Annotated in this window: 26 protein-coding genes; 2 read left to right on the top strand and 24 right to left on the bottom strand. The window is 49.7% G+C overall.

Translation table 11 applies throughout. The features are described from left to right. Positions 1-50: 50 nt before the first annotated feature. From deoC to lepA, 10 genes are all read right to left on the bottom strand, one after another. The gene (gene deoC / locus RQP18_RS06095) at positions 51-716 is read right to left on the bottom strand and encodes a deoxyribose-phosphate aldolase (RefSeq protein ID WP_342389264.1); all 666 of its coding nucleotides are present in this window, start codon (positions 714-716) and stop codon (positions 51-53) included. 74 nt (positions 717-790) lie between these two features. Beyond that, positions 791-2,143 (bottom strand): tRNA (N(6)-L-threonylcarbamoyladenosine(37)-C(2))-methylthiotransferase MtaB, encoded by a 1,353-nt coding sequence (gene mtaB / locus RQP18_RS06090; RefSeq protein ID WP_342389263.1) that lies wholly within the window; start codon positions 2,141-2,143, stop codon positions 791-793. A gap of 86 nt (positions 2,144-2,229) precedes the next feature. Then, entirely contained in the window at positions 2,230-2,958 is a 729-nt protein-coding gene (locus RQP18_RS06085) for an RsmE family RNA methyltransferase (RefSeq protein ID WP_373446145.1), read from the bottom strand. Between the two features lies 1 nt (position 2,959). After that, positions 2,960-3,892, bottom strand: a complete 933-nt coding sequence (prmA, locus tag RQP18_RS06080) for a 50S ribosomal protein L11 methyltransferase (RefSeq protein WP_342389261.1) — start codon at positions 3,890-3,892, stop codon at positions 2,960-2,962. A gap of 2 nt (positions 3,893-3,894) precedes the next feature. Then, positions 3,895-5,022: a molecular chaperone DnaJ gene (dnaJ, locus tag RQP18_RS06075; protein WP_342389260.1), complete on the bottom strand. Its 1,128-nt coding sequence runs from the start codon at positions 5,020-5,022 to the stop codon at positions 3,895-3,897. A gap of 94 nt (positions 5,023-5,116) precedes the next feature. Continuing rightward, entirely contained in the window at positions 5,117-6,949 is a 1,833-nt protein-coding gene (gene dnaK / locus RQP18_RS06070; protein WP_342389259.1) for a molecular chaperone DnaK, read from the bottom strand. Positions 6,950-6,995: 46 nt separating this feature from the next. Continuing rightward, complete coding sequence (gene grpE / locus RQP18_RS06065) at positions 6,996-7,607, bottom strand: nucleotide exchange factor GrpE (RefSeq protein WP_342389258.1); 612 nt, start codon at positions 7,605-7,607, stop codon at positions 6,996-6,998. Continuing rightward, complete coding sequence (locus RQP18_RS06060) at positions 7,594-8,541, bottom strand: heat-inducible transcription repressor HrcA (RefSeq protein WP_373446163.1); 948 nt, start codon at positions 8,539-8,541, stop codon at positions 7,594-7,596. Before RQP18_RS06060 ends, grpE begins: the two co-directional genes overlap by 14 nt. Before the next feature lie 166 nt (positions 8,542-8,707). Next, a complete protein-coding gene (gene hemW / locus RQP18_RS06055) occupies positions 8,708-9,823 on the bottom strand; it encodes a radical SAM family heme chaperone HemW (RefSeq protein WP_342389256.1) in 1,116 nt (371 codons plus the stop codon). A gap of 44 nt (positions 9,824-9,867) precedes the next feature. Then, complete coding sequence (gene lepA / locus RQP18_RS06050; protein WP_342389255.1) at positions 9,868-11,691, bottom strand: translation elongation factor 4; 1,824 nt, start codon at positions 11,689-11,691, stop codon at positions 9,868-9,870. Positions 11,692-11,852: 161 nt separating this feature from the next. Here lepA and rpsT point away from each other — a divergent pair, with 161 nt between their 5' ends. Further along, positions 11,853-12,098: a 30S ribosomal protein S20 gene (gene rpsT / locus RQP18_RS06045; RefSeq protein WP_031548992.1), complete on the top strand. Its 246-nt coding sequence runs from the start codon at positions 11,853-11,855 to the stop codon at positions 12,096-12,098. 76 nt (positions 12,099-12,174) lie between these two features. Here rpsT and holA read toward each other — a convergent pair whose 3' ends face one another. Further along, complete coding sequence (gene holA / locus RQP18_RS06040) at positions 12,175-13,137, bottom strand: DNA polymerase III subunit delta (RefSeq protein ID WP_342389254.1); 963 nt, start codon at positions 13,135-13,137, stop codon at positions 12,175-12,177. Between the two features lie 92 nt (positions 13,138-13,229). Here holA and RQP18_RS06035 point away from each other — a divergent pair, with 92 nt between their 5' ends. After that, complete coding sequence (locus RQP18_RS06035) at positions 13,230-13,364, top strand: YqzM family protein (RefSeq protein WP_084185055.1); 135 nt, start codon at positions 13,230-13,232, stop codon at positions 13,362-13,364. A gap of 9 nt (positions 13,365-13,373) precedes the next feature. Here RQP18_RS06035 and RQP18_RS06030 read toward each other — a convergent pair whose 3' ends face one another. The 13 genes from RQP18_RS06030 to greA all read right to left on the bottom strand — a co-directional run bounded on the left by RQP18_RS06030 (position 13,374) and on the right by greA (position 23,139). Next, positions 13,374-15,614 carry a DNA internalization-related competence protein ComEC/Rec2 gene (locus RQP18_RS06030; protein ID WP_373446144.1) on the bottom strand — a complete coding sequence of 747 codons (2,241 nt, stop codon included), beginning with the start codon at positions 15,612-15,614 and terminating at the stop codon, positions 13,374-13,376. Further along, positions 15,611-16,072, bottom strand: a complete 462-nt coding sequence (locus RQP18_RS06025; RefSeq protein WP_342389252.1) for a ComE operon protein 2 — start codon at positions 16,070-16,072, stop codon at positions 15,611-15,613. The genes RQP18_RS06030 and RQP18_RS06025 overlap by 4 nt, the downstream gene beginning before the upstream one ends. A 25-nt stretch (positions 16,073-16,097) precedes the next feature. Next, a complete protein-coding gene (locus RQP18_RS06020; RefSeq protein WP_342389251.1) occupies positions 16,098-16,715 on the bottom strand; it encodes a helix-hairpin-helix domain-containing protein in 618 nt (205 codons plus the stop codon). Positions 16,716-16,846: 131 nt separating this feature from the next. Further along, positions 16,847-17,602 carry a class I SAM-dependent DNA methyltransferase gene (locus RQP18_RS06015; protein WP_373446143.1) on the bottom strand — a complete coding sequence of 252 codons (756 nt, stop codon included), beginning with the start codon at positions 17,600-17,602 and terminating at the stop codon, positions 16,847-16,849. After that, positions 17,580-17,915 (bottom strand): ribosome silencing factor, encoded by a 336-nt coding sequence (rsfS, locus tag RQP18_RS06010; RefSeq protein ID WP_342389249.1) that lies wholly within the window; start codon positions 17,913-17,915, stop codon positions 17,580-17,582. Before rsfS ends, RQP18_RS06015 begins: the two co-directional genes overlap by 23 nt. Positions 17,916-17,919: 4 nt before the next feature. Further along, entirely contained in the window at positions 17,920-18,489 is a 570-nt protein-coding gene (gene yqeK, locus RQP18_RS06005) for a bis(5'-nucleosyl)-tetraphosphatase (symmetrical) YqeK (RefSeq protein WP_342389248.1), read from the bottom strand. Further along, entirely contained in the window at positions 18,479-19,042 is a 564-nt protein-coding gene (nadD, locus tag RQP18_RS06000) for a nicotinate (nicotinamide) nucleotide adenylyltransferase (RefSeq protein WP_342389247.1), read from the bottom strand. Before nadD ends, yqeK begins: the two co-directional genes overlap by 11 nt. Next, a complete protein-coding gene (gene yhbY, locus RQP18_RS05995) occupies positions 19,039-19,335 on the bottom strand; it encodes a ribosome assembly RNA-binding protein YhbY (protein ID WP_342389246.1) in 297 nt (98 codons plus the stop codon). Before yhbY ends, nadD begins: the two co-directional genes overlap by 4 nt. Beyond that, complete coding sequence (aroE, locus tag RQP18_RS05990) at positions 19,332-20,141, bottom strand: shikimate dehydrogenase (RefSeq protein ID WP_342389245.1); 810 nt, start codon at positions 20,139-20,141, stop codon at positions 19,332-19,334. The genes yhbY and aroE overlap by 4 nt, the downstream gene beginning before the upstream one ends. Next, positions 20,141-21,247 (bottom strand): ribosome biogenesis GTPase YqeH, encoded by a 1,107-nt coding sequence (yqeH, locus tag RQP18_RS05985; protein ID WP_342389244.1) that lies wholly within the window; start codon positions 21,245-21,247, stop codon positions 20,141-20,143. Before yqeH ends, aroE begins: the two co-directional genes overlap by 1 nt. Before the next feature lie 3 nt (positions 21,248-21,250). Further along, on the bottom strand, positions 21,251-21,769 hold the full coding sequence (locus RQP18_RS05980) for a YqeG family HAD IIIA-type phosphatase (protein ID WP_342389375.1): 519 nt from the start codon (positions 21,767-21,769) through the stop codon (positions 21,251-21,253). Between the two features lie 199 nt (positions 21,770-21,968). Beyond that, on the bottom strand, positions 21,969-22,670 hold the full coding sequence (locus RQP18_RS05975; protein WP_342389243.1) for a 5'-methylthioadenosine/adenosylhomocysteine nucleosidase: 702 nt from the start codon (positions 22,668-22,670) through the stop codon (positions 21,969-21,971). Beyond that, on the bottom strand, positions 22,663-23,139 hold the full coding sequence (gene greA / locus RQP18_RS05970; protein WP_342389242.1) for a transcription elongation factor GreA: 477 nt from the start codon (positions 23,137-23,139) through the stop codon (positions 22,663-22,665). Before greA ends, RQP18_RS05975 begins: the two co-directional genes overlap by 8 nt. Positions 23,140-23,172 lie beyond the last annotated feature (33 nt).

Genomic DNA, 23,172 nt, shown 5'->3' with positions numbered 1-23,172 from the left:
TATGTACTCACACATTATAATATATTGTAAAAAGCGGGTCAACTGCTAATTCAATAACTGCTCTCACTTGTACCGCCGCTGACGATCTCTTTCCCGCTTGATGCACCGATTCTTGTCGCACCGCTTTCAATCATGACGCTGGCATCTTCGAATGAACGTACGCCGCCGCTCGCCTTGACGCCCATGTCCTCTCCAACTGTCATGCGCATCAGTGCAACATCCTCCGCTTTGGCACCTTCACCATTGAAACCGGTGGAAGTCTTGACGAAGTCGGCACCGCATTTTTTGCTCAATTCACATGCCTTGACGATTTCGTCGCTGTCGAGCAGTGCTGTCTCGATGATGACTTTGACGATCACTTCCTGTCCGGCCGCATCGCATACAGCTTTGATGTCATTGTAGACAAGGTCTTCATTGCCGGATTTCAATGCACCGATATTGATGACCATATCGACTTCGTCCGCACCATTCTGGATGGCATTCATCGTTTCAAAGGCCTTGACCTCGGATGTCGTCGCTCCAAGCGGGAAGCCGATGACGGTACATACTTTGACATCGCTGTCCTTAAGCAGATCCTTGCACGTTGAAACCCATGTCGGGTTGATGCACACGCTGCAGAAATTGTATTCCATCGCTTCCTGGCACAGCTCGAAGATCTGGTCCTGGGTCGCTGCCGGTTTAAGCAGTGTGTGATCGATATATTTCGATAGTTCCATAGTATCACTCCATTAATTGTTGGGATCAGTTGCTTGGTCCTGTTCCATTATATACTAGTTCTACCATTCGTACATCAGATTGTGCGTTCGAGATAGGCGTAGGCCTTGACCATCGGCTTCTCAAGCACCTTGACGACCTCGCCCTTGCTCACCGGATAGCCCGGTTCGGTGATCTTCACTTTGACAAGTTCCCCGGTCAGTGAAGGATCCCCTTCGACCTCCACCTTGAGATAGTTGTCGGAGTGGCCGATGAGTTTGCCGTCCTTCTCCTCCTCTGGGATAATTTCGAGCACGTCGTCCTTGAACTGTTCTGCATATGAAGTTGCAAGCTCATTCGACAGTTCGATCAGACGATGGACCCGCTCATTCTTCGTTCCCTCCTCGACCTGGTCGGTCATCCGTGCTGCCGGTGTACCCGTCCTGATGGAATATGGGAAGACATGAAGCTCCGAGAAATGGTGTTTCCTGATGAAGTCGTACGTTTCCATGAACTCCTCTTCCGTCTCGCCCGGGAAACCAACGATGACATCGCTTGTGATGGCGACGTTCGGCATAATTTCCTTCAGCTTGATGATGCGGGATTCGAAGAATTCCATCGTATATTTTCTCCGCATGCGCTTGAGTACGGTGTCGCTGCCGGACTGGATCGGTATGTGGAGGTGGCGGACGATCTTATTGGAATCATTGATGACATCGATCACTTCATCCGTCAGCTGACTGGCTTCGATACTGGAGATGCGCAGGCGGTTCAGGCCATCGACCTCCTCCAGGTCACGGAGCAGCTGTGCAAGGTTGTAGTCCTTCAGGTCCTCGCCATATCCGCCCGTATGGATGCCGGTCAGTACAATTTCCTTATAGCCCTGGTCCACGAGCTGCTGCGCCTGCTCCACGACCTTTTCAGGATCCCGGGAGCGCATGAGGCCCCTCGCCCACGGAATGATGCAGAAGGTGCAGAAATTGTTGCAGCCCTCCTGGATCTTCAATGTTGCACGGGTGCGGTCCGTGAAATAAGGCACGTCCATCTCTTCGTATGTACGCTTCTTCATGATGTTCTTCACACCGTTGATCGGCTGGCGTTCCTCATGATACTGGTTCACATAGTCGATCAGCTTGTCGCGGTCTTCGGTGCCGATGATGATGTCGACGCCGGGAATGTTCAGGATATCCTTCGGCGCCGTCTGGGCATAGCAGCCCGTAACGCAGACGACCGCATCCGGATTGTTGCGGATGGCACGTCTGATGACCTGCCTGCTCTTCTTATCACCCGTATTTGTCACTGTACAAGTGTTGATGACAAATACATCCGCATTCTGCGTGAAGTCGACCCGGTCGTAGCCTTCACCCTTGAAGAGCTGCCACATCGCTTCTGTTTCATAGTGGTTCACTTTACATCCTAATGTATGGAATGCGATTGTTTTTTCGCTCATAAAAATCAGATCTTTCTTCAGTGGATTTGTGGTTCATCTGACCCATATAATAGCATAGCCCGCCTCTTTCTTCAATGTGAGGCAGGCTATTCAAGCTTGGCGCTGATGGCCGATAGCGCATATAGGGGGGCGGTTTCGGCACGGAGTATCCTGGGTCCGAGACGTATGGAATTGTGGCTGGACAGCTCCTCTGTCTCCGCTTCGCTGAAGCCGCCCTCAGGACCGAATATGAAAGCGATGCGGTCACCTTCCCCAAGGGACTGGAGCGCTTCATGAAGACTGGCGGCAGGATTCGATGCATTGCCTTCATAAGCGAACAGCACATGATCGAATGCATCGAAGGACAGCTGCTTTACAGACGGCACGAAAGCGATCTCCGGAATGTGCTGCCTTCTGCTCTGTTCACTTGCTTCCCTGATGATCTTTCCGTATCTTTCGAGCCGCTTCCCGCGCTTCCTTCCATCGAGCTTGACGATGCTCCTGTCCGCATCATAGATGCTGAATTCATGGGCACCAAGCTCTGTGGCCTTCTGGACCATCCAGTCGAACTTCTCCCCTTTCAGGAGCGGGCAGTAGATGGAGACGCGGACGGGGAGTTCCGGCGACTCCTCGACTTCCTCCACGGGACGGCACTCCACCGTCCCATCCACTGATGTGACCTCGCACAGGAAGGTGCGCTGTTCCCCGTCCACTATATGGAAGGTGTCCTCCGGTCTGAAACGCATCACATTTTTCATGTGATGCGTTTCTTCAGACGATGCTGTGAACACTTCACCAACGGTCAGTGTCTTATCTGTAAAGTATCGCTGCATCATATCACGCTTTCCTGGCCAGAATGCTGACCCATCCATTTTCTTCAAGCACTTCCTCTATGGAAAAGCCGGCACTCCTCATATGCGCGAGGATATCATCGCGTGCTTCCGTAATGATGCCGGATGCGATGAAACTGCCGCCTCCATTCAGATGGGCATGTGCATCGTCGATCATGTCATCGATGATATGGGCGAGGATGTTTGCAATGATGATATCGTATGTCCCGGATTCAGACTTGAGGAGGTCGCCCGTTTCAAGCACCACATCCTCCACACAACTGTTCAGCTCGAAATTCTCCCGGGCGACCTTTATGGACAGTTCGTCGATATCCGTCGCCTTGAGATCCCTTGCCCCCATCAGGTGTGCGCCGATCGTCAGAATGCCCGAGCCGGTACCGACATCGATGATCTTATGCTCCGGCCTGACCGTATTCTCAACCATTTTGAGGCACATGCTGGTCGTCGGATGGTCGCCCGTACCGAATGCCATGCCCGGATCGAGCTTGATCAGCTTGTCATCCTCCTGGAATTCGTAGTCCTCGAGTTCCCATGAGGGGACGATGACAAACTGCTCGGAGACACGGAAACTGTGGAAATATTTCTTCCATTCGTTTTCCCAGTCCTCTTCATTGATCTCTTTGGTGTCCATGGTGATTGAGGACTTTGCTTCAAGCGGCTGCGATTCGATGAAATCATGGATTTCACTGAGCTTGCCCTCAATATCAGCCGTTTCGTCGAAATAGACGATTATCCGGATGTCGCTTTCCGGATAATCCTTCGGGTCCAGGCGATATTTGTCATCGAAGTCATCAATCTTCTGTTTCAGGATATCCAGGGAATGCTCGACGGATATGCCTTTCGATATTGAATTGAGGAACAGGGAGAACACCTCTTCATTGCTCTCCTTCGTATGGATGGATACTTCATGCCATTTCATATCTAGTCACCCTTAAAGAATCTTCTTGTCTTATCGAAGAAATTTTCATTCTGTTCGGTAATGTCTTCTCCACCATGTTCGGCAAGCTGGCGGAAAAGGTCCGCTTCCCGATCTGAAAGTTTTGTCGGTGTGACAACTTTCACAGTGACGAACTGGTCACCGTAGCCATATCCATGAACGTTCTTCACGCCTTTTTCCTTGAGACGGAAGCGTTTGCCGGACTGGGTGCCTGCAGGAATCGTCAGCACGACTTCCGAACTCAATGTCGGCACTTTCACTTCATCGCCGAGCGCCGCCTGTGCGAATGAAATCGGCAGTTCGAAGTGGATGTCGTCGCCGTCCCGTGTAAATCTGGAATCCGGTCTGACACGGAATACGATATAGAGGTCGCCCGCTGGGCCCCCATTGATTCCCGGGTCACCTTTGCCCTGCAGCCTGATCTGCTGGCCGTTGTCGACCCCTTCAGGCACAGTGACTTCAATCTGTACATCTTTTGTGACAGTACCTGCACCTTTACAGTTGTTGCAAGGATTCTCTATCTCTTCACCTGAACCGTTACATGTCGGACATGTGCGTTCCGTCTGTATTCTGCCGAACGGTGTGTTCTGCTCTACAGCCACACGGCCTGCGCCGGAACACATTTTACATGTGGATTTGGACGTGCCCGGCTTCGCACCCGTACCATCACATGTATCACAGTTCACTTCTTTTTTGATGGTGATGGTCTTTGTGACACCGAAGACTGCCTCTTCAAAATTGACGGTCATCGTATATTGAAGATCGTCGCCTTTCCTCGGCGCATTCGGGTCCATTCTCGAACCGCCGCCGAAGAACGAGCTGAATATGTCCTCAAAGCCGCCGAAGCCGCCGGCGCTGCTGAAGCCGCCACCGCCGCCACCGAACTGCTGGTTCATGCCTTCATGGCCGAAACGGTCGTACTGTGCACGCTTGTCTTCGTCACTCAACACTTCATAGGCTTCCGATATTTCCTTGAACTTGGCATCGGACCCCTCTTCCTGATTTATATCCGGGTGGTACTTTTTCGAGAGCTTGCGGTATGCCTTCTTTATTTCGTCCTTTGAAGCATCCTTGCCGACTCCAAGCACCTCATAATAATCTCTTTTCGCCATTTTATCGCCTCCAACCTGTATACTATATCATTTAAAAAAGTCAAAGCCAATGCTGTTGGCTTTGACTTTCATCAATCAGAAATTGATATCATAATTATTTCTTATCATCTTCGTCCACTTCTTTGAAGTCTGCATCCACGACATCATCGCCGGACTCCTGGGAAGCCTCTGCACCTTCCTGGGCCTGCTGCTCCTGAGCCATCTGCTCATAGAGTTTCATGGACATGCCCTGTACAATCTGTTCAAGTGCTTCCTTCTTGGATTTGATTTCATCCATGTCGGAACCTTCAAGTGCTTTCTTGAGGTCTTCTTTTGCGCTTTCCGCCTTTTCTTTCTCTTCAGCGTCGACTTTGTCTCCAAGGTCTTCGATTGTTTTGTCGGTTGTGAATACAAGCTGATCCGCTTCGTTTCTCAGATCCACTTCTTCACGGCGTTTCTTGTCTTCTTCTGCGTTCTTCTCAGCTTCCTCAACCATTCTGTCGATATCATCATCAGAGAGGTTGGAGCTGGATTCGATTGTGATCTTCTGCTCTTTGCCCGTACCCTGGTCTTTCGCTGTAACATTGACGATACCGTTCTTATCGATGTCGAATGTCACTTCGATCTGAGGGACACCTCTTGGTGCTGGCGGGATGTCCGTCAGCTGGAAACGGCCAAGCGTCTTATTGTCTGCCGCCATTGGACGCTCACCTTGCAGGACATGGATATCCACTGCCGGCTGGTTGTCGGAAGCTGTGGAGAATACTTGGGACTTGCTTGTTGGAATCGTCGTATTGCGCTCGATGAGGACTGTGGATACACCGCCCATCGTTTCGATGCCGAGTGACAGTGGTGTCACGTCAAGCAGAACGACGTCCTGTACATCTCCGGAAAGTACGCCACCCTGGATGGCTGCACCCATTGCAACGACTTCGTCCGGGTTGACACTCTTGTTCGGCTCTTTGCCGGTTTCTTTTTTGATCGCTTCCTGCACAGCCGGGATACGTGTAGAACCACCGACGAGGATGACCTGGTCGATTTCATTCCTGTCGATGCCAGCGTCTTTGATCGCCTGACGTGTAGGTCCCATCGTGCGATCTACAAGGCTGTTGGAAAGCTCTTCGAATTTTGCACGTGTCAGGTTCATTTCAAGGTGCAGTGGTCCTGCTTCCCCTGCTGAAATGAATGGCAGTGAAATCTGTGTGGAAGAGACACCGGAAAGGTCTTTCTTCGCCTTTTCAGCAGCATCTTTCAGACGCTGCATTGCCATCTTGTCCTGGGAGAGGTCGATACCGTTCTCCTTCTTGAATGAATCCACGAGATGATCGATGATGACCTTGTCGAAGTCATCCCCACCGAGACGGTTGTCGCCGGCTGTGGAAAGCACTTCGAATACACCGTCGCCAAGTTCAAGGATGGACACGTCGAATGTACCGCCACCAAGGTCGAATACAAGTACTTTCTCATCCTGCTCCTGCTTGTCGAGGCCGTATGCAAGGGCCGCAGCAGTCGGTTCGTTGATGATGCGCTCCACTTCAAGTCCCGCGATCCTGCCGGCATCTTTGGTCGCCTGACGCTCGGAGTCATTGAAGTAGGCCGGTACTGTAACGACCGCTTTGGCAACTTTCTCGCCCAGGTAGCTTTCCGCAGTCTCCTTCAGGTTCTGGAGGATCATTGCAGAGATTTCCTGTGGTGTATAATCTTTACCGTCAATATTTTCCTTATGGTCTGTACCCATGTGTCTTTTGATGGACATGATCGTGTTAGGATTGGTGATGGCCTGGCGTTTCGCCACTTCACCGACCTGTTTTTCTCCATCTTTGAATGACACGACTGAAGGCGTCGTACGGTTGCCCTCTGCATTCTGGATGACTTTAGGTTCTCCGCCTTCCAATACGGATACAACAGAGTTGGTTGTTCCCAAGTCTATGCCTATAACTTTACTCATAATAAAATTCCTCCATTATAGAAAATTTTCATTCGGTATTGTGATGCTATTCGCTTACTTTGACCATGCTTGGACGGATGACCCTGTCCTTCAGCATGTAGCCCTTCTGGAACTCCTCGATGACGATTCCATCTTCTTCATCGGAAGCTTCCGTCATCACTGCCTGGTGGTAGTTCGGGTCGAAAGACTGTCCGACGCTCTCGATTTCCTTCACATCATTCTTCATCAATGTGTTGACGAGGTCATTGTAGACCATCTCCACACCTTTGAGGAGCGAATTGAAGGATTCGGAATCGCCTTCGATCTTGAGTGCACGCTCGAAATTGTCAATGATCGGAAGCAGGTCCTCGACGATGTCCTGGTTCTTGTACTTGTTGTTGGTCTCCATTTCCTGACGGTTTCTACGTTTGAAATTATCAAACTCCGCATAGAGCTTCAGGTACTTGTTCTCTTCGGCTTCGACCTGCTGCTTCAATGCTTCGATCTCTTCCTCTTTCGCCTTCAGTTCGGAATCTGCTTCATTATCCCCGGGCGCCTCAACGGCCTGTTCATCCCCGGCCGGATCATTCCCAGCTGACTGATCTTCTTTTGTTTCATCTTCAGAAGCCTGGTCACTCAGCTCCTGATCCAATTCTTCTTTGGTTTTATTCTCCGTCACTGCGATCACTCCTTTTTATTTCCTGGTTCCGGATGGAGTACATCAAGCGGATGACTTCCTTGTACCCCATTATCTCAGGACCAATTATCATGAGATTCCCGTTCATGCCATTGACGTTGAAATTTGTCGCAATGACTGAAATGGAATCATAATCCCGATTCAGCTCGTCACTGAAATATACGTCGACCCCATCTATTGTATTGAGATCGATGATATCATTCAACTGATCCGATTCCATATCATCGTACAACAGCTGTAATGTACTGATATCCGTGCTGATCTGGTGGATCAGATGATTGAAGCCGGAATGCCCGACCACTTGCTGCGGCTCACCTATGCCGTCCACAACTGCACTGATGATGCTGGATTTGAGTGAGCCGAGCTGACGTCTCACGCGCATCGCATGGATGATGGACGGGAGGCCGCTCACAGGCTGTCCATATGAGAGCAGATTCATTTCATTGCCAAGCTTTTCAAGCTCCGGAACAGTGACATTTCCATCCATTTCAACCGGTATCTTTCTGATTGTTCCCGACTCAAGGACGATGATAAGGAGTAGTGTGTTTGTGGTGATGGGTGTCAGAAAAAGACCTTTGACTATCTCGTCCTCTTCGGCCAATGAAACCTGTGTCAGATACTGTGTCGTATTGCTGATCATATCGGCCAGGGACCGGCTCATTTCGTTCCGGTCCATCTCCCCGCCCGCTTCCGGGATGATATTCAAGTTCAGCTGGTCTTCGGATTCGCCGATCTGCTTGTTGAGCATATCGATATAGAAGCGCAATGCCTTCCTTGAGGGAATCCTTCCCGCTGATGTATGGGGTTTGGTCAGGAAGCCGTCTGCTTCCAGCTTGGCCATTTCATTTCTTACTGTTGCCGAAGAGATGTCAAGTCTGTACTTTTCAATCAGATGTTTGGAACTGATCGGCATCATAACCTTCAAAAAGTCATCGACTATTGAAAAAAGAATGATCTCCTGTCTTTGAGTTAAAATTGACATCACCTCATTAGCACTCTATATCCTTAAGTGCCAATATTAATTTATCAAAATGGTCAAAGTATGTCAATCCTTATGTTCGATAATTGCCGAAAACCAGTTTCTAGAGGAGGAATTCCATAAATACAGTGTTCCCCACCAGACGCCCCTTCTCTGTCAGCGAGATGAACCCATCCTGTTCTTCAAGATGCCCCTTTTCGATTTCCTGCTTGAGTACAGTGCCATATACATCACCCATCGGCCGATCGAACTTCCTGTTGAATCTGGCAACCTCAACCCCCCTGTTCATCCGCAGTCCGAGGAACATCTCCTCTTCCATCCGGGCCTTCTCATCCAGCGGCAGCGTTTCCTTGACGACGCTGCCGGACTCCTTCATGGACTGGATATAATGGTTGACCGGCTTGATATTGTAATATCTAGTACCGTCGACATATCCATGGCTGCCGGCACCGGCACCATAGTAGGGCTCGTTCAGCCAGTATGTCTTGTTGTGGGCGGATTCGTACTGTGCCGTCGAGAAGTTCGAAATCTCATACTGCGGATAGCCGAGCTTCTCCAGGGCCTCAATGATATGGAAGTATTTCTCCCCTTCCGCCGAATCATCATCCACCTGCATCCTGCCCTTCCTGATCTGGTTGTAGAACACGGTATGCGGCTCGATGATCAGGGAGTACCAGGAAATGTGCTTGGGCTTGAGGCGCTCGACGTGGCGCAGGCTGTCTTCAATGTCCGCCATCGTCTCCCCGGGCAGGTTGTACATCAGGTCGAGCGAATAGTTGTCGAGACCGATCTTCTCCATATGCCGGATTGCATTAAATATATCGTCGTAGCCATGCGAACGTCCGAGCACTTTCAATAGATCCTCATTGAACGTCTGCACGCCTAGACTGATGCGGTTCACCCCAAAGCTTTTGAGGACATCGAGCTTTCCGGGCGTCAGTTCGTCGGGGTTGGCCTCGAATGTGAACTCATCCGTCACAGTAAACTTCCCGGTGACCACTTCAAGAAGATGCGCAAGCTGCGCCTCCGTCAGTGCCGTGGGCGTGCCCCCGCCTACAAAGATGGTCTTCATGCGGTCCTCCTCGATCATTTCGATCTCCCGGATCAGTGCATCCAGATAGTCGTCGACCGGCTGGTTTTTGATCAGTACCTTGTTGAAGTCGCAGTACGTGCATATGCGGTTGCAAAAGGGAATATGAATATAAAGACTCTCAACCATTTTTTCCACTCCATCCAAAAGTAAAAGCCACTTGATAGTGGCTTCTACTCTTCATCCATTTTAAGTACAGCAAGAAACGCCTCCTGAGGGATCTCGACATTTCCGACTGCCTTCATTTTCTTTTTACCTTCTTTTTGCTTTTCAAGCAGCTTGCGCTTCCGGCTGATGTCCCCACCGTAGCACTTGGACAGTACGTTCTTGCCCATCGACTTGATGTTGGTCCTCGCGATGACCTTCTGGCCGATCGCAGCCTGGACCGGCACTTCGAACTGCTGGCGTGGAATGAGGGTCTTGAGCTTCTCTACGATGAATTTGCCGCGGTCATATGCGAAATCGCGGTGGACGATGATGCTGAGTGCATCGACCTTCTCGTTGTTCAGCAGTATGTCCATCTTGACCAGTCTGCTTTCCTTGTAACCAATGAGTTCATAGTCGAATGATGCATAGCCCTTCGTCTGACTCTTGAGCTGGTCGAAGAAGTCGAACACCACTTCGGATAAGGGGATCTCATATATGATGTTGACACGGATGTCATCCAGATAGTCCATCGTGATGAAGTTGCCGCGTTTCTTCTGGCAGAGTTCCATCACTGCACCGACATAGTCGTTCGGCACCATGACAGTGGATTTCACAAAAGGCTCCTCGATATGGTCGACCTTCTGCGGGTCCGGCATTTCAGCCGGGTTGTCCACTGTGACCGTGGAGCCGTCCGTCATGAACACTTCGTAGATTACTGAAGGTGCAGTCGCAATCAGTTCGATGCCGAATTCACGCTCGATCCGTTCCTGGACAATCTCCATATGGAGCAATCCAAGGAAGCCGGTGCGGAAACCGAACCCGAGTGCCTGGGACGTCTCCGGCTCATAGACGAGGGAGGAGTCGTTCAGCTCGAGCTTCTCGAGCGCCTCACGCAGGTCGTTGTATTTACCGGTATCGATCGGGTAGATGCCGCAGTAGACCATCGGGTTCATCTTCTTATAGCCCTGCAGCGGTTCTTCCGCTGGATTGTTGGCCAGGGTGATTGTATCCCCAACACGCGAATCGCTGACATTCTTCACCGACGCCATGAGATAACCGACATCTCCGACGGTCAGCTCCTTAACAGGCAGCGGCTTTGGAGTGTTGATGCCGACTTCGGCCACTTCGAATTCCTTGCCGGTCGCCATCATTCTGATTTTGTCCCCCGGCTTCACCGTCCCTTCCATGAGACGGATGGAGGATATGACACCCCGATACGGGTCGAAGACAGAATCGAAAATCAGGGCTTTCAGCGGTGCAGACGGATCACCTGCGGGTGCAGGCACCGTTTCGACGACACGCTCCAGTATCTCCTCGATGCCGATGTTCGCTTTTGCCGATGCATGGATGGCCTCGTCCTTGTCGAGGCCGATGACATCCTCCACCTCCTGGGCAATCCGGTCGGGATCCGCTGCAGGCAGGTCGATCTTGTTGATGACGGGTATCAGCTCGAGATCGTTATCCAGTGCCAGATACACATTGGCAAGGGTCTGTGCTTCTATACCCTGCGCCGCGTCCACGACAAGCACCGCCCCTTCACAGGCCGCAAGAGATCGGGAAACCTCGTATGTAAAGTCGACATGTCCCGGTGTATCGATCAGATGGAAAATATAGTCTTCGCCATCTTTGGCAGTATATTTAAGCTGTACCGCATTCAGTTTGATTGTGATGCCGCGCTCACGTTCCAGATCCATTGAATCGAGGAGCTGTGCTTTCATCTCCCTCGATGTGACGGACTTGGTGTTTTCAAGAATACGGTCTGCGAGTGTACTCTTGCCGTGATCAATATGGGCGATGATTGAAAAGTTCCTTATTTTTTCCTGACGTTTCAAACGCTCTTGATCATTCATATATCTTCCAACTTTCTCTTAATAGACAGTGGTTGTATTATAACAACAAACATAATTTCATTCAATTCATTTTCCATTTATATTGCATAACGGCGGGATATTTGGTAAAATACTTTTTGTTGCAATAAAAGTTGTACAACTACAAGGTGGAGGTGAATGCAATGCCTAACATTAAATCAGCAATCAAAAGAGTGAAGACTACTGAATCCGCTCATAATCAGAACATTGCTCAGAAAAGTGAGATGCGCACAGCTGTCAAACGCGCAATGACTGCTAAAGAAAATAATTCAGAAAACGTTGAGACACTCGTTTCAAACGCTGTGAAACACGTAGATAAAGCTTCCAAAAAGAACTTGATCCACGGTAACAAAGCAGCACGTATGAAATCCAAGCTTATGGCGAAATAAAACCTTCCACAGGAAGGTTTTTTGTTTGCCGGAAATGAAAACAGCCCCCTTCGGACATTTCTGAAGGGGGCTGTTCCTATATCTCCATGATGAACAGTTCAAACAGGCTCTGCCTGTCCAGATAGCTGGATTTGAACTTGTAGTCTATGTCCCGGCACTTGACCATCTTGTGTTCGAGCTCCTCCTGCCGGTACTTCCTGACCTCGCGGCTTGCCAGTTTCACCCTGTATGGGTGGACCTTGAGTGATTTCGCAATGAAGTCCCCCTGGTAGCCCTCCCCCTGCATCAGCTTCACCTGGTACAGCAGCCTGAGCTGGCTGATGATGAGGTGCAGGAGCTGCATCGGCTCTTCATTCTGCAAAATCAGCACCCTGAGCAGTCTTACGGCCTCCGCTTTCCTGCCCGAGAGGATGTAGTCCGTCAGTTTGAAGATGTTCTGCTCCAGGCTGACACTGACGATTTCCTCGACATCGTCCCTTGTGATGGTGCCCTCCACATACAGGAGGAGCTTCCCGAGTTCATTGGTCACATGCTCATACTTGATTCCGACCAGCTGGATGAAGAGGTCGAGGGCATCCGGCTCCAGACGGACCTCTGCATCTTCCGCCGCACCTTTTATATGGCTGCGGACTTCCTGCTCGGTCATCTCGCTGATTTCAGTGATCTTCCCTTTCGACTTCATCAGCTTGGTGATTTTCTTCCTGTTGTCCAGCTGTTCGCTGTACACCTTGAAAATGACGAGCGTGTCGTCGTTCTTATTATTGATATATTCCACAAGCAGATCGATGTTGTGTTCGACTTCCGAGCGCACTTTGGCACCGGTGAAGGAAAATGCATCCTCTACAATGATGGCTTTCGTATCGGACAGGAATGGCAGCGTCTGGGCCTCTTCTATGATGCCTTCAACCGGTGTCTCTTTATAATTCAGGGTGACTATGCTGAAGGCATCCGGCTCTTTGACATAGGACTGCGCCAATGTTTTTGCCTTTTCGGAAATCCTCATGGTATTGCTGCCGTGTATTAGCTGTAATCGTTCCATTTAAAGTCACTCCTGTATTAATTGTAAATCCATTATAGCTTTTTTATAATAAATATCCTATACTATTAGTGATATGTTTAGGAGGTTATCTCATGAATAAATTCGAAAAGCATGTACAATCAAAGAACAATGATGTTGTTGATTCCGGACTCGGCTTCATCGTCGGATTCCTTGGGCTTACTGCAATCTATGTTGTGGCCCAGATCTTCCAGATTGTTGCCGGTTAAAAGAGCTGATTATTCAGCTCTTTTTTTTATGCAGTGATCGAGCGACGGGTCGAACCTCGTTTCGACACACATCTGCCCGCCATTGATCCTGAAACGCACCATGCCGAGCTTTGAGGTATCGAGAAGCTCCATACCCTGTGACCGCTCCACAACTTCCCGGTGTGGATGCCCGTACCGGTTGTCTGCCCCTGCGGATATCATTCCATATGTAAAGTCCGTATTGGCAATGAAATATTCCCCTGTGGAAGTGTCGGAGCCGTGATGGGCGAGCTTCAGCACGTCCGCTTCAATCCGCCCTGCCTCCGATACCCACAACTGCTCCATCTCTTCGTCCGTATCCCCTGTAAAAAGGAAACTGTAGGAACCTGTCTGCACCTTCAGCACAAGGGAATTCCTGTTCGGATCCTCATAGCGGTGTGCGGCACCGGGGAAAAGCCTCGTGATGCCTATGTCCCCCACCTGCAATTCTGTTGCCTGCAGCGCATCTATAACCACAGCTTCAGAACCACTCGGCATGCTTTCATGCCACTCATGGAATCCCGGATCACTGGGGTTCGCGTATATGTGATCCACCGGCATTTTCCCGATGATATGATGCGCCTCCCCTACATGATCCAGGTCGAAATGCGACAGGATCATCATATCGATGCTGTCGATGCCTGACTCCTTCAGATATGGCAGTACGGTCCGGTCGGAGAGCTTCTGTCCCGTTTCCCTGTAGTAGTATTTGCCGCCCGTATCGATCAGGAGAACGGAGTGGTTCCGATGATCCTCGATGACAAAGGCATCCCCCTGGCCGACATCCACCATTGTAACAGTAAAATCATTAGAGGGGATACGGTCGATCAGAAATATTGATAGGATGAAACATGCGGAAAGCATCAGGAATCTCCTGATCTGTCTGAGGCAGAGGGTCCGGATCATCCAGTAGGACAGGATGACCAGCAGGATGAGCCAGAACGGGCCCAGATTGGCCACCGAAATCCGGTGCTCCATACCATTTGCGATCAGGGTGATGACCCCCTTCAGTGCCTCAAAGACAAAAGAATAGGCCATATCGACGACTTCCGGCAGATGGATGAACACCATGACATTGAATAGGATGACCATCGGGAAGATCAGGGAGGTGAACAGCGGTACGAAGATCATGTTCATGATGATGCCGCTGATGCTCACTTCGTTGAACTGATGAAGCAGTATGACCAGTGTTGATATTTCGGCGATCAGCGTGATGCCGAGCAGCTGGGTGAAGAAGCTGGCACCGCTCCAATAATGGCGGCTCAATATGATGACGAAGGTCGTGATATAGGACAGCTGGAAGCCCGCATGGAGCACAATCCATGGATTGATGACGATCTGTATCAGCGCCGAGAGTGAAATGACGGCGAGGTATGGCTTCTTTCTTGTAAATGAGACGAGGAGCAGCGTCACCGTCATGAAAACTGCCCGGAAGACGCTCGGACTGAAGAAATTGAGGCACAGGAACAGGAGCAGTGCGACGACCATCGTCAGCTTGATCGACGTGATGTCCATTCTGAAGCGGTTCAGTACATGGAACAGGATGGCACTGATGAAGGCCACATGGGTGCCTGATATGACATAGAGATGGTAGATGCCGAGCTTCTGGAGGGCGTCGAAGAGGTCGGAAGTGATATACGCCTTGTTGCCGATCGAAAGCGTAAGCATATCAAACTTATAGTCATGATCTGTCGCTGCAAGAACGGTTTCCATATACCGATCGCGGATTTCCGCAAGACGCATGCTCCATGTCATGGCCCCCGCCCCACAGAGAGTGGGGTCAATCGATGCTGCGTAGACCCGGCCATCCAGATTATTGACCTTCATGTTCATCAGGTCGTCCTTCTTGATAAAGTTCCTCTGTTCGTCCGGTACCGTCACTTCGAAAGGCCCCGGGCATTCCGCGCCAATCGGCAGCTTCACCGCCTCTTCAAGGTACAGGTCATAGCGCCCGTCTTCGTATACCGCAGTATGTGCAATGCCATCCTGAAAATATTTATATCCTGTGACCGTCAGAGTGTCGACCATGCTGGGGGCCTGCTTTTCAGGCAATATAAAAACAGCCATTGCGACAATGGCTGTTGTTCCAAGATGGAAAAGCAGGAATGCCTTCCCTTTCATTTTCCTATGGCATATGAGGCTGGAAAAAAAGACGAAAAACACTCCCAGAATCGGTTGTCCAAGCAGAATATATCCATTCAGTACCGAAAGCAGTATGAGAAAAAGGATCATGGCTGCTTTTCAAAAGAGTCGATGATGCTTGCCCTGTCGAAGTCGATGCGCTCATAGTGGACCCCCGTCTTGTCCAGCAGCTCCAGGGCATATGGATGATTCTTATAGTCCTCGGCATAATATATGTATCTGATGCCGGCCTGTATCAGGGATTTCGTACAGTGCACACACGGGAAATGCGTGACATAGATGCTCGCCCCTTCCGTCGATACGCCGAATTTGGAGCACTGCAGCAGTGCATTGATTTCAGCATGGATGGTTCTGATGCAGTGGCCACCTTCAAGGAGGCAGCCGACATCTATGCAGTGTGCTTCACCCGATACGGATCCATTATATCCTCCGGCAATCACCCGGTTGTCCTTCACGATTGTCGTTCCCACCTTCAGCCGCTCACACGTCGAACGGAGGCTTAACAGATGGCTCTGTGCCAGAAAGTACTGATGCCAGTCTATTCTCATTCTATCCCTCCTTGTCGTCTGTCCATTAATCTATTGTAATATATGGTTCCAGACTTTCAAATGTTTTATCGCCGATGCCGGGTATATTCTTGATATCCTCAAGCTTCATGAACAGGCCCTGCTCCTCCCTGTAGTCGATGAAGAGCTGTGCCTTCTTTTCCCCAATGCCGTTCAATGTCACCAGTTCCTCCACCGTTGCGGTGTTGATGTTCACCTTCGCTGTATCCTGTTCCGTCCCGGTACCATGCACAGCGGCAGGGTCGACACTTTCCGCCTCTCCTTCGACAGGGACATAGATGACCATCTCGTCCGTGAGCTTCATGGACTGGTTGACGGTGAGGAGGTCGGCCTCCGCCTCCAGCTGGGCCATTTCCAGCACATTCTTGACCCTGGCATCAGGCGGCAGTTCAAACACCCCGGGATACTTCACAGCACCCTTCACTTCCACAAAAATGGTCGATTCCTCAACCACCATCTCCTCCGAAGATGCCTCTTCAATGGCTGGCTCCGGTTCGTAAGCCAACACCTCCACATTCTGCTCGGGGGAAAACCATGCATATGCTGCTGCTGCGACCAGCAGAAGCGCGCCTCCACCAGCAATCCAAACCCTGTACTTCTCCCATATTGATCTGATATCCGCCATTCCGATCTCCTCCATAAAAACCTCTTTATATATATATGGAGCAAAAAGGGCATTTTGATTTTTTTCAATGCCAAATAAATAAAAAAACTTGAGAAATAAAAATAACCCGGCTATATAGCCGGGCCAGACAATCATATCTGTTTTTTCTTCAAAATGTAGAATACCCTGTCACACACTTCGGTCACAGCATTATCGGGATCGAAATCACTGAATGCAGTATCGATGATGAAACCTGCCCTGTCAATCAGCTGAAGCATGTCCTTGTGCGTATATGTCCGTTGCATATGGGTTTCCTGCACTTTGTGGTAGAGATCCGATGTCCCCTCCTCTTTTATGAAGAAGGTCATATCATGGATAACCGACAGGGGCTCCTCCCCCTGGATGGCATTCCATATATAGGTGATATGGTCCGTTTCATCGCTGTAGGTCACATCGTTGAAATCATTGGTCATTTTGAAAACGCTGTGGATGTCGAATATGAAGAGACCTCCCGGATTCAGATGGTCATGGACGTTTCTTAGAACATCCAGAACCTCTTCCTCGTTCTCGCAATAGTTGAGTACGTCAACGGTCGCCGTCGCCATATCGAACTGCCTTCCGAGATTGAAGTCTTTCATGTCCCCCTGGATGTATGAGACTTCTCCGGCACTTTCCTGTCTTGCGACATCAATCATCATTTCGGACTGGTCCATTCCGGTAATTTCCCTGAATGGGAGCTGGGCCGTCAGCCTGCCTGTCCCACAGCCAATATCGAGTATCGTCTGACGCTCACCTTTGAAGTGACGGATGATATCGAGCCACAGTCCGTAGGGCATATCATAGGTCAGTTCATCATAATAGTGGCTGAAAAGCTGGTAGACGGGCCTAGACTTCAACACGTTCACCATGCTTGAACAGGCGTTCAAGGTTATAGTAGTCACGCTCCGGCTTATGGAAAACATGGACGACCACGTTGTTGGCGTCGAGAAGAATCCATTTTGCGTCCTTATACCCTTCAACGAGAAGGTCCATATCATTTTCCTTGCAGACATCCATGACTTCATCAGCGATCGCCTGCACCTGCCTGTCCGAATTGCCGTGGCATATCAGATAGCAGTCGGTGACGCTGCTCGTTTCACTTACATCAAATTTCATGATTTCCTCTGCACGTTTATTATCACATGCTTCAATCAGCATATTGACAAGCTGTTCCGTATCCATACAGTCACTCCTTAACCATATTATAGTAGTTCAGGCACTCCACTGTCCTGTGATAGACCGCCCGGTCCTTCGAGACCAGATGGAGCACATTTGCCTTCGTAATCTCATATATTGCGAGATCGAGGTTCTTCGTTTCGAATACGATATCACGTATTCTGTCGACACCGGGCTGCGTCCGTTTCGGTTCGATGTAATCGGCAACATAGATGATCTTTTCATTCAGGGACATGTGGCTTCTGCCGGTCGTGTGGTTCATTATCGCCTGATAGATCTCTTCGTCCAGAACACCATGCTCCTCCCGCATCTTGACTGCAGCCACCGGACCATGCAGCACTTCGGATTTGAAGCTCAGCAGTTCGGGATCGAGTTTGTAGTTGGTCACGTACTGATACATTTCTCCCAGTTCATCATATTTGGAGAAATCATGAAGGATGCCGGCCAGGAAACATTTATTGGTGTCCCCACCATATATTTTGGCCATTTCAATTGCTGTTTCAGCAACCCGCTTGGAATGCTTGTAGCGTTTCTCGGGCAGTTTGTCCTTTACAAGAGTGATGGCTGCCTTATGCTTCATACAGATGATTCTCCTTTACATACTGATACACTTCAGGGTCAAGCTGATGGCGGACGATCTCACCGTCCCTGATGCGATCCCTGATGATTGTGGAGGATATCTCGATCACTGGCTGGTTGATTGTGATGAACCGGTCATCGCTGATGGGTTCACTCGAATATCGGTCCAGGATGACGAAGTGCATGAGATCGAGCAGTTCCTCATGCCTATGCCATTTTTCAAAACTTTTGTACTGGTCCGTGCCGATCAGAAAATACCGTTCATCCTCCGGATATTTCCTCTGCAGATAGACGGCAGTGTCATACGTATAGCTGACGCCTTCCCGGGTCATTTCCCAGTCGTCTATTTCCATGAATCCGTAGTCTCTGATGGCGAGTTCCAGCATATTCAGCCGATGGTCGTCCCGGGTCGGCGCAGTCGTTTTGAGCGGGGACTGCTTCGCGGGGATGCAGACCACCTTTTCAAGTCCCAGTGAAATTTTGGCTTCAGCAATCGCATGGATATGCCCGGGATGGACCGGATCGAATGTTCCGCCAAAAAAACCTATCTTCATGACAGCTCAATCTTCTTATTCTCTTTTGACTCCCTGTACAGCACGATCGTGTTGCCGATGACCGTGACAATATGACTGTTTGTCCCTTCACTGATCTGGGACGCAATATTGTCCTTGTCTTCAAGACAATTCTGCAGGATGGAAATTTTGATTAATTCCCTTTTTTCAAGCACATCGTCAATCTGCTCCAGAAAATTTTCATTGACCCCGTTTTTTCCAACCTGGAAGATGGGATTGAGATGGTGTGCTTGTGATTTGAGCTGCTTCACTTGACGTGAAGATAATTTATTCATGATTTACCTCCGATATGATCTTCATATTTTTTATTCACTGCTTCATAATCTCCCTTTTTGCCTGTCCAGATGCCATATGCATCCATTGCCTGGTGGACGAGCATCGGCATGCCATTCATGTAGTGACCGTCCAGGAAATATTCAAGGAATTTCGTCTTCTGAGGCTTGTAGATCAGGTCCACTCCGATTGTGCTTTCAGAAACCAGTGCTTTAGGAATATCCATCTCTTTCAGAAGGTCTTCCCCCTTCATGCCGACGGGTGTGGCATTTATGATGGCATCAAACTGTTCGTCTCCAGTTATGGTCGAAATCAGCATGGGATTGAAATCATCCGCTTTGAACTGTTCAAAGCTTTCCATACGCCGTGCTGCAATCGTCACGTCGTCTCCGTTATTGGCATGCGCCCGATGGACGGCTTTGGCGGCACCGCCCGCACCAATGATCAGGACGCGTCTTTCCGCCTGGCCGAATGCATCCAGAAATGCATGCATATAGCCGGTAATATCGGTGTTGTGGCCCGTCAGTATGTCGCCGTCGACCGAGACTGTATTGACTGCTCCGATCTTCTTTGCATCCTCATCCACTGCATCCAGATATGAAATGATCGCTTCCTTATGCGGAATCGTCACATTGAATCCTGTCAACTCTTTCGTTGCGATCAGCTCCCTGATATGCGGCAGATGATTCGGATGCACGGATAGTGCAGCGTAATTGTCATCTGTGCCTTTTGCCTCAAAATTCGCATTGTGGATGAGGGGGGACAGCGTATGGGAGATTGGATACCCTATTACTGCATAATTACCCATTATACCCCACCTTTAAAGATTGTCGGTCTGGAAGTGACGTCGATGCCTTTCGGTACACGGACGGCCACCTTTGCTCCGGCTCCGACACGGATGAATGCCAGTCCGCTGATCGAAATGTCACTATCCTCTTCGATGTCAAATTCGAATATTTCATAAGACTCGCTCAGATAGGCCGTATCAAGCTCCGGCGGCGCCAGCAGGGTATTGAAATGCTTCTCATAGAAAGCATCTGCGTTCTCCGTTTTCGTCCGGTGGATATTCAGAGCATGGTTGGTGTAGACGATGAAGCTGTTCCTATCCCCATCCACGAAATCCAGTCGTGCGAGATTGGATATGAAGAGCGTCTGCTGTGGATCCAGCTGAAACCCCTTCGGCTTGATCTCCTTGACCGGCGTGATGTATTTCAGATCGCCGGTTCCGACATAATGGGCCATCTGCGAGTCCATCACTACACCTGGAGTGTCATAGATGAAAGCATTCTCATCAAGAGGAATGTCAATCAGGTCGAGCGTCGTCCCCGGGAACCTGCTTGTGGTTATCACTTCCCTGTCTCCGGAAGTATTTTCGATGAGCCGGTTGATCAGGGTGGATTTTCCCACATTCGTCGTACCCACGACATAGATATCCTTGCCGTCTGCATAACCTGACAGCTTGTCCACGAGCTTATCAATGCCTTCGTTCTTCATGGCACTGACCACTACCGTATCCACGGCTGTAATTCCCGCTTCGCTGAGCATCTGTTTTGCACGATGCACCAGACGGCCGCGGTTGATTGATTTCGGAAGCAGATCGATCTTGTTGATGACAGCAACCACCTTTTTGTCACCGACGATACGGTTGAATGCGGGGATGAGGCTGCCGTGGAAATCAAAGACATCGATGACTTTGACGATCAGTCCTTCCGTTTCATACAGGGCATTCAGCATGGTCATGAATTCTCCAGAATCCACGTCTATATCCATCACTTCATTATAATGCTTCAGACGATAGCACCTTTTGCATATCGGTTCTTCCTTGTCCAGTCCGCTTGCCGGAATGAATCCCGGTTTGTTCTTCTCCTCAGTCTGCAGCTCAGCACCGCAACCGATACATTTTATTGATTCCAAATATTAGTCCCCCCATTGGATTAGACCTTTACGGTCGAAATACTTCATGATGATGCGTTCAATCCTGCGATTGACGACGGTCGCCCAGCCATCCTTGTTCTTGACGGGTACGACAAGTATGCTCTTCAGGCCGGCACGGTTCGCCCCGAATACATCGGTGAGCAGCTGATCACCGATCATGACGGTCTCGGAACTGTCCATCTCCATCATGTGCACCGCTTTCCTGTAGGACCGGCCAAGCGGCTTCCTTGCCCTGAATATATACTCGATATCGTGGGGGTCACAGAACTCACTGACTCTGAGTCTGCTGCCGTTGGAAACGATGGTCACCTTTATGCCATTCTCCTTCATCGTTTTGAACCACTGCAGCACCTCATCGCTTGCTTCCGGTTCATCGAAGCCCACAAGTGTATTGTCGAGATCGGTGATGACGGCGCGTATTCCGCGATCCTTAAGATATTGGGGTGTGATTCCGCGAAATTCCTTGAAATAGTCACTGGGAAGGAAATATTTTTCTAGCAGCTTCAATATGCGCACTCCTAATGAGTTTTTTTATATTCTACCACAAAAATAAAAGCCCCTTAAAAGATTAAGGCGCTTTTTGTGTTATTCAATGATTTCATTATCTTCTGTCTCAGTATCCCTGTAAATGAGGTAACCGATAACGACTGTAATGACGATTGAAATGATCATAAGAAAAAGCATGGATTTTCCCTCCTGATTACAAGTCCTTCAATAATGATTTTACAACTTCGGATGAATGAACACAAGCTTTGGACAGAAATTCTTCATAAGTCATATCCGCCGTGTCATCCGCCCTGTCGGATATGGAACGGATGACGACGAAAGGTGTGGAATACTGATAGCAGGTCTGGGCGATGGCCGCCGATTCCATGTCGACTGCCTTCGCCTTCCTGAAGTTGCGGGTGATGTTCCCCTTCTGGGCACTATTGCTTATGAATGCGTCCCCGCTGACTATAAGGCCGCCATGTCCATTGATGTCCGGGAGTGCCGAAATGGCTTCAAGGGTCAGTTTGACGAGTCCCTTGTCCGCGATATAGAACTTCGGCATGCCGGGCACCTGACCGAGCTCATAGCCGAACTCGACAGCGTCCACATCATGATGGAGGACCGAGGTGCTCACTACCATATCCGTCACATCAAGATCGCTGGACAACGCGCCGGCCACACCCGTATTGATGATGATCCGGACATTGTAGCGCTCGATCAGCAGAGCTGTAATCATGCTTGCATTGACTTTGCCGATGCCGCTTTCAACCAATACTGCATCCTGGCCAACCAGGGTGCCCCTGTACACTTTCGCATGGGCAATCGTATCCGTCGCCTCGATATCCATCCACTCCTTGAGGATATCGATTTCAGGCTTCATGGCTCCGATAATGCCGATGACGCCTTTAGTCAATAGACACGATCTCCACTTTCATCTCGTTGCCGTTCGGGAGCGGTACATTCACGGAATCATTGAGCTTTGCACCGAGCAGTGATTTCGCAATCGGTGATTCATTTGAAATCTTTCCTTCAAATGGATCCGCTTCGGCACTTCCCACAATCTGATAGGATTCCTCATCTCCATCAGGAAGCTCCTTGAATGTTACCGTCTTGCCGATCTGTACCATATTGTTGTTGTTGGTGTCCTCGATGATTTTCGCATGGCGCAGCATATCCTCGATTTTTGTGATTTCCTGCTCTACGAACCCCTGCTCATCCTTCGCTGCATCGTATTCGGAGTTCTCGGAAAGGTCACCGAAGCTCCTTGCCACTTTGATCTTCTCCACCACTTCCGGACGCTTTACCGTCCTCAGATGTTCGAGTTCCTCCTGAAGCTGTTCATATCCACTTTGTGTCATCGGAAATTCTTTTTGTATATCCATCGTAATCCTCCATAAAATTGATAAGTTTATTTT

It is taken from the genome of Salinicoccus sp. Bachu38 (genome assembly GCF_038561955.2).
GTDB classification, from domain to species: Bacteria; Bacillota; Bacilli; order Staphylococcales; family Salinicoccaceae; genus Salinicoccus; species Salinicoccus bachuensis.
This window is presented reverse-complemented; position numbering and strand designations above follow the sequence as displayed.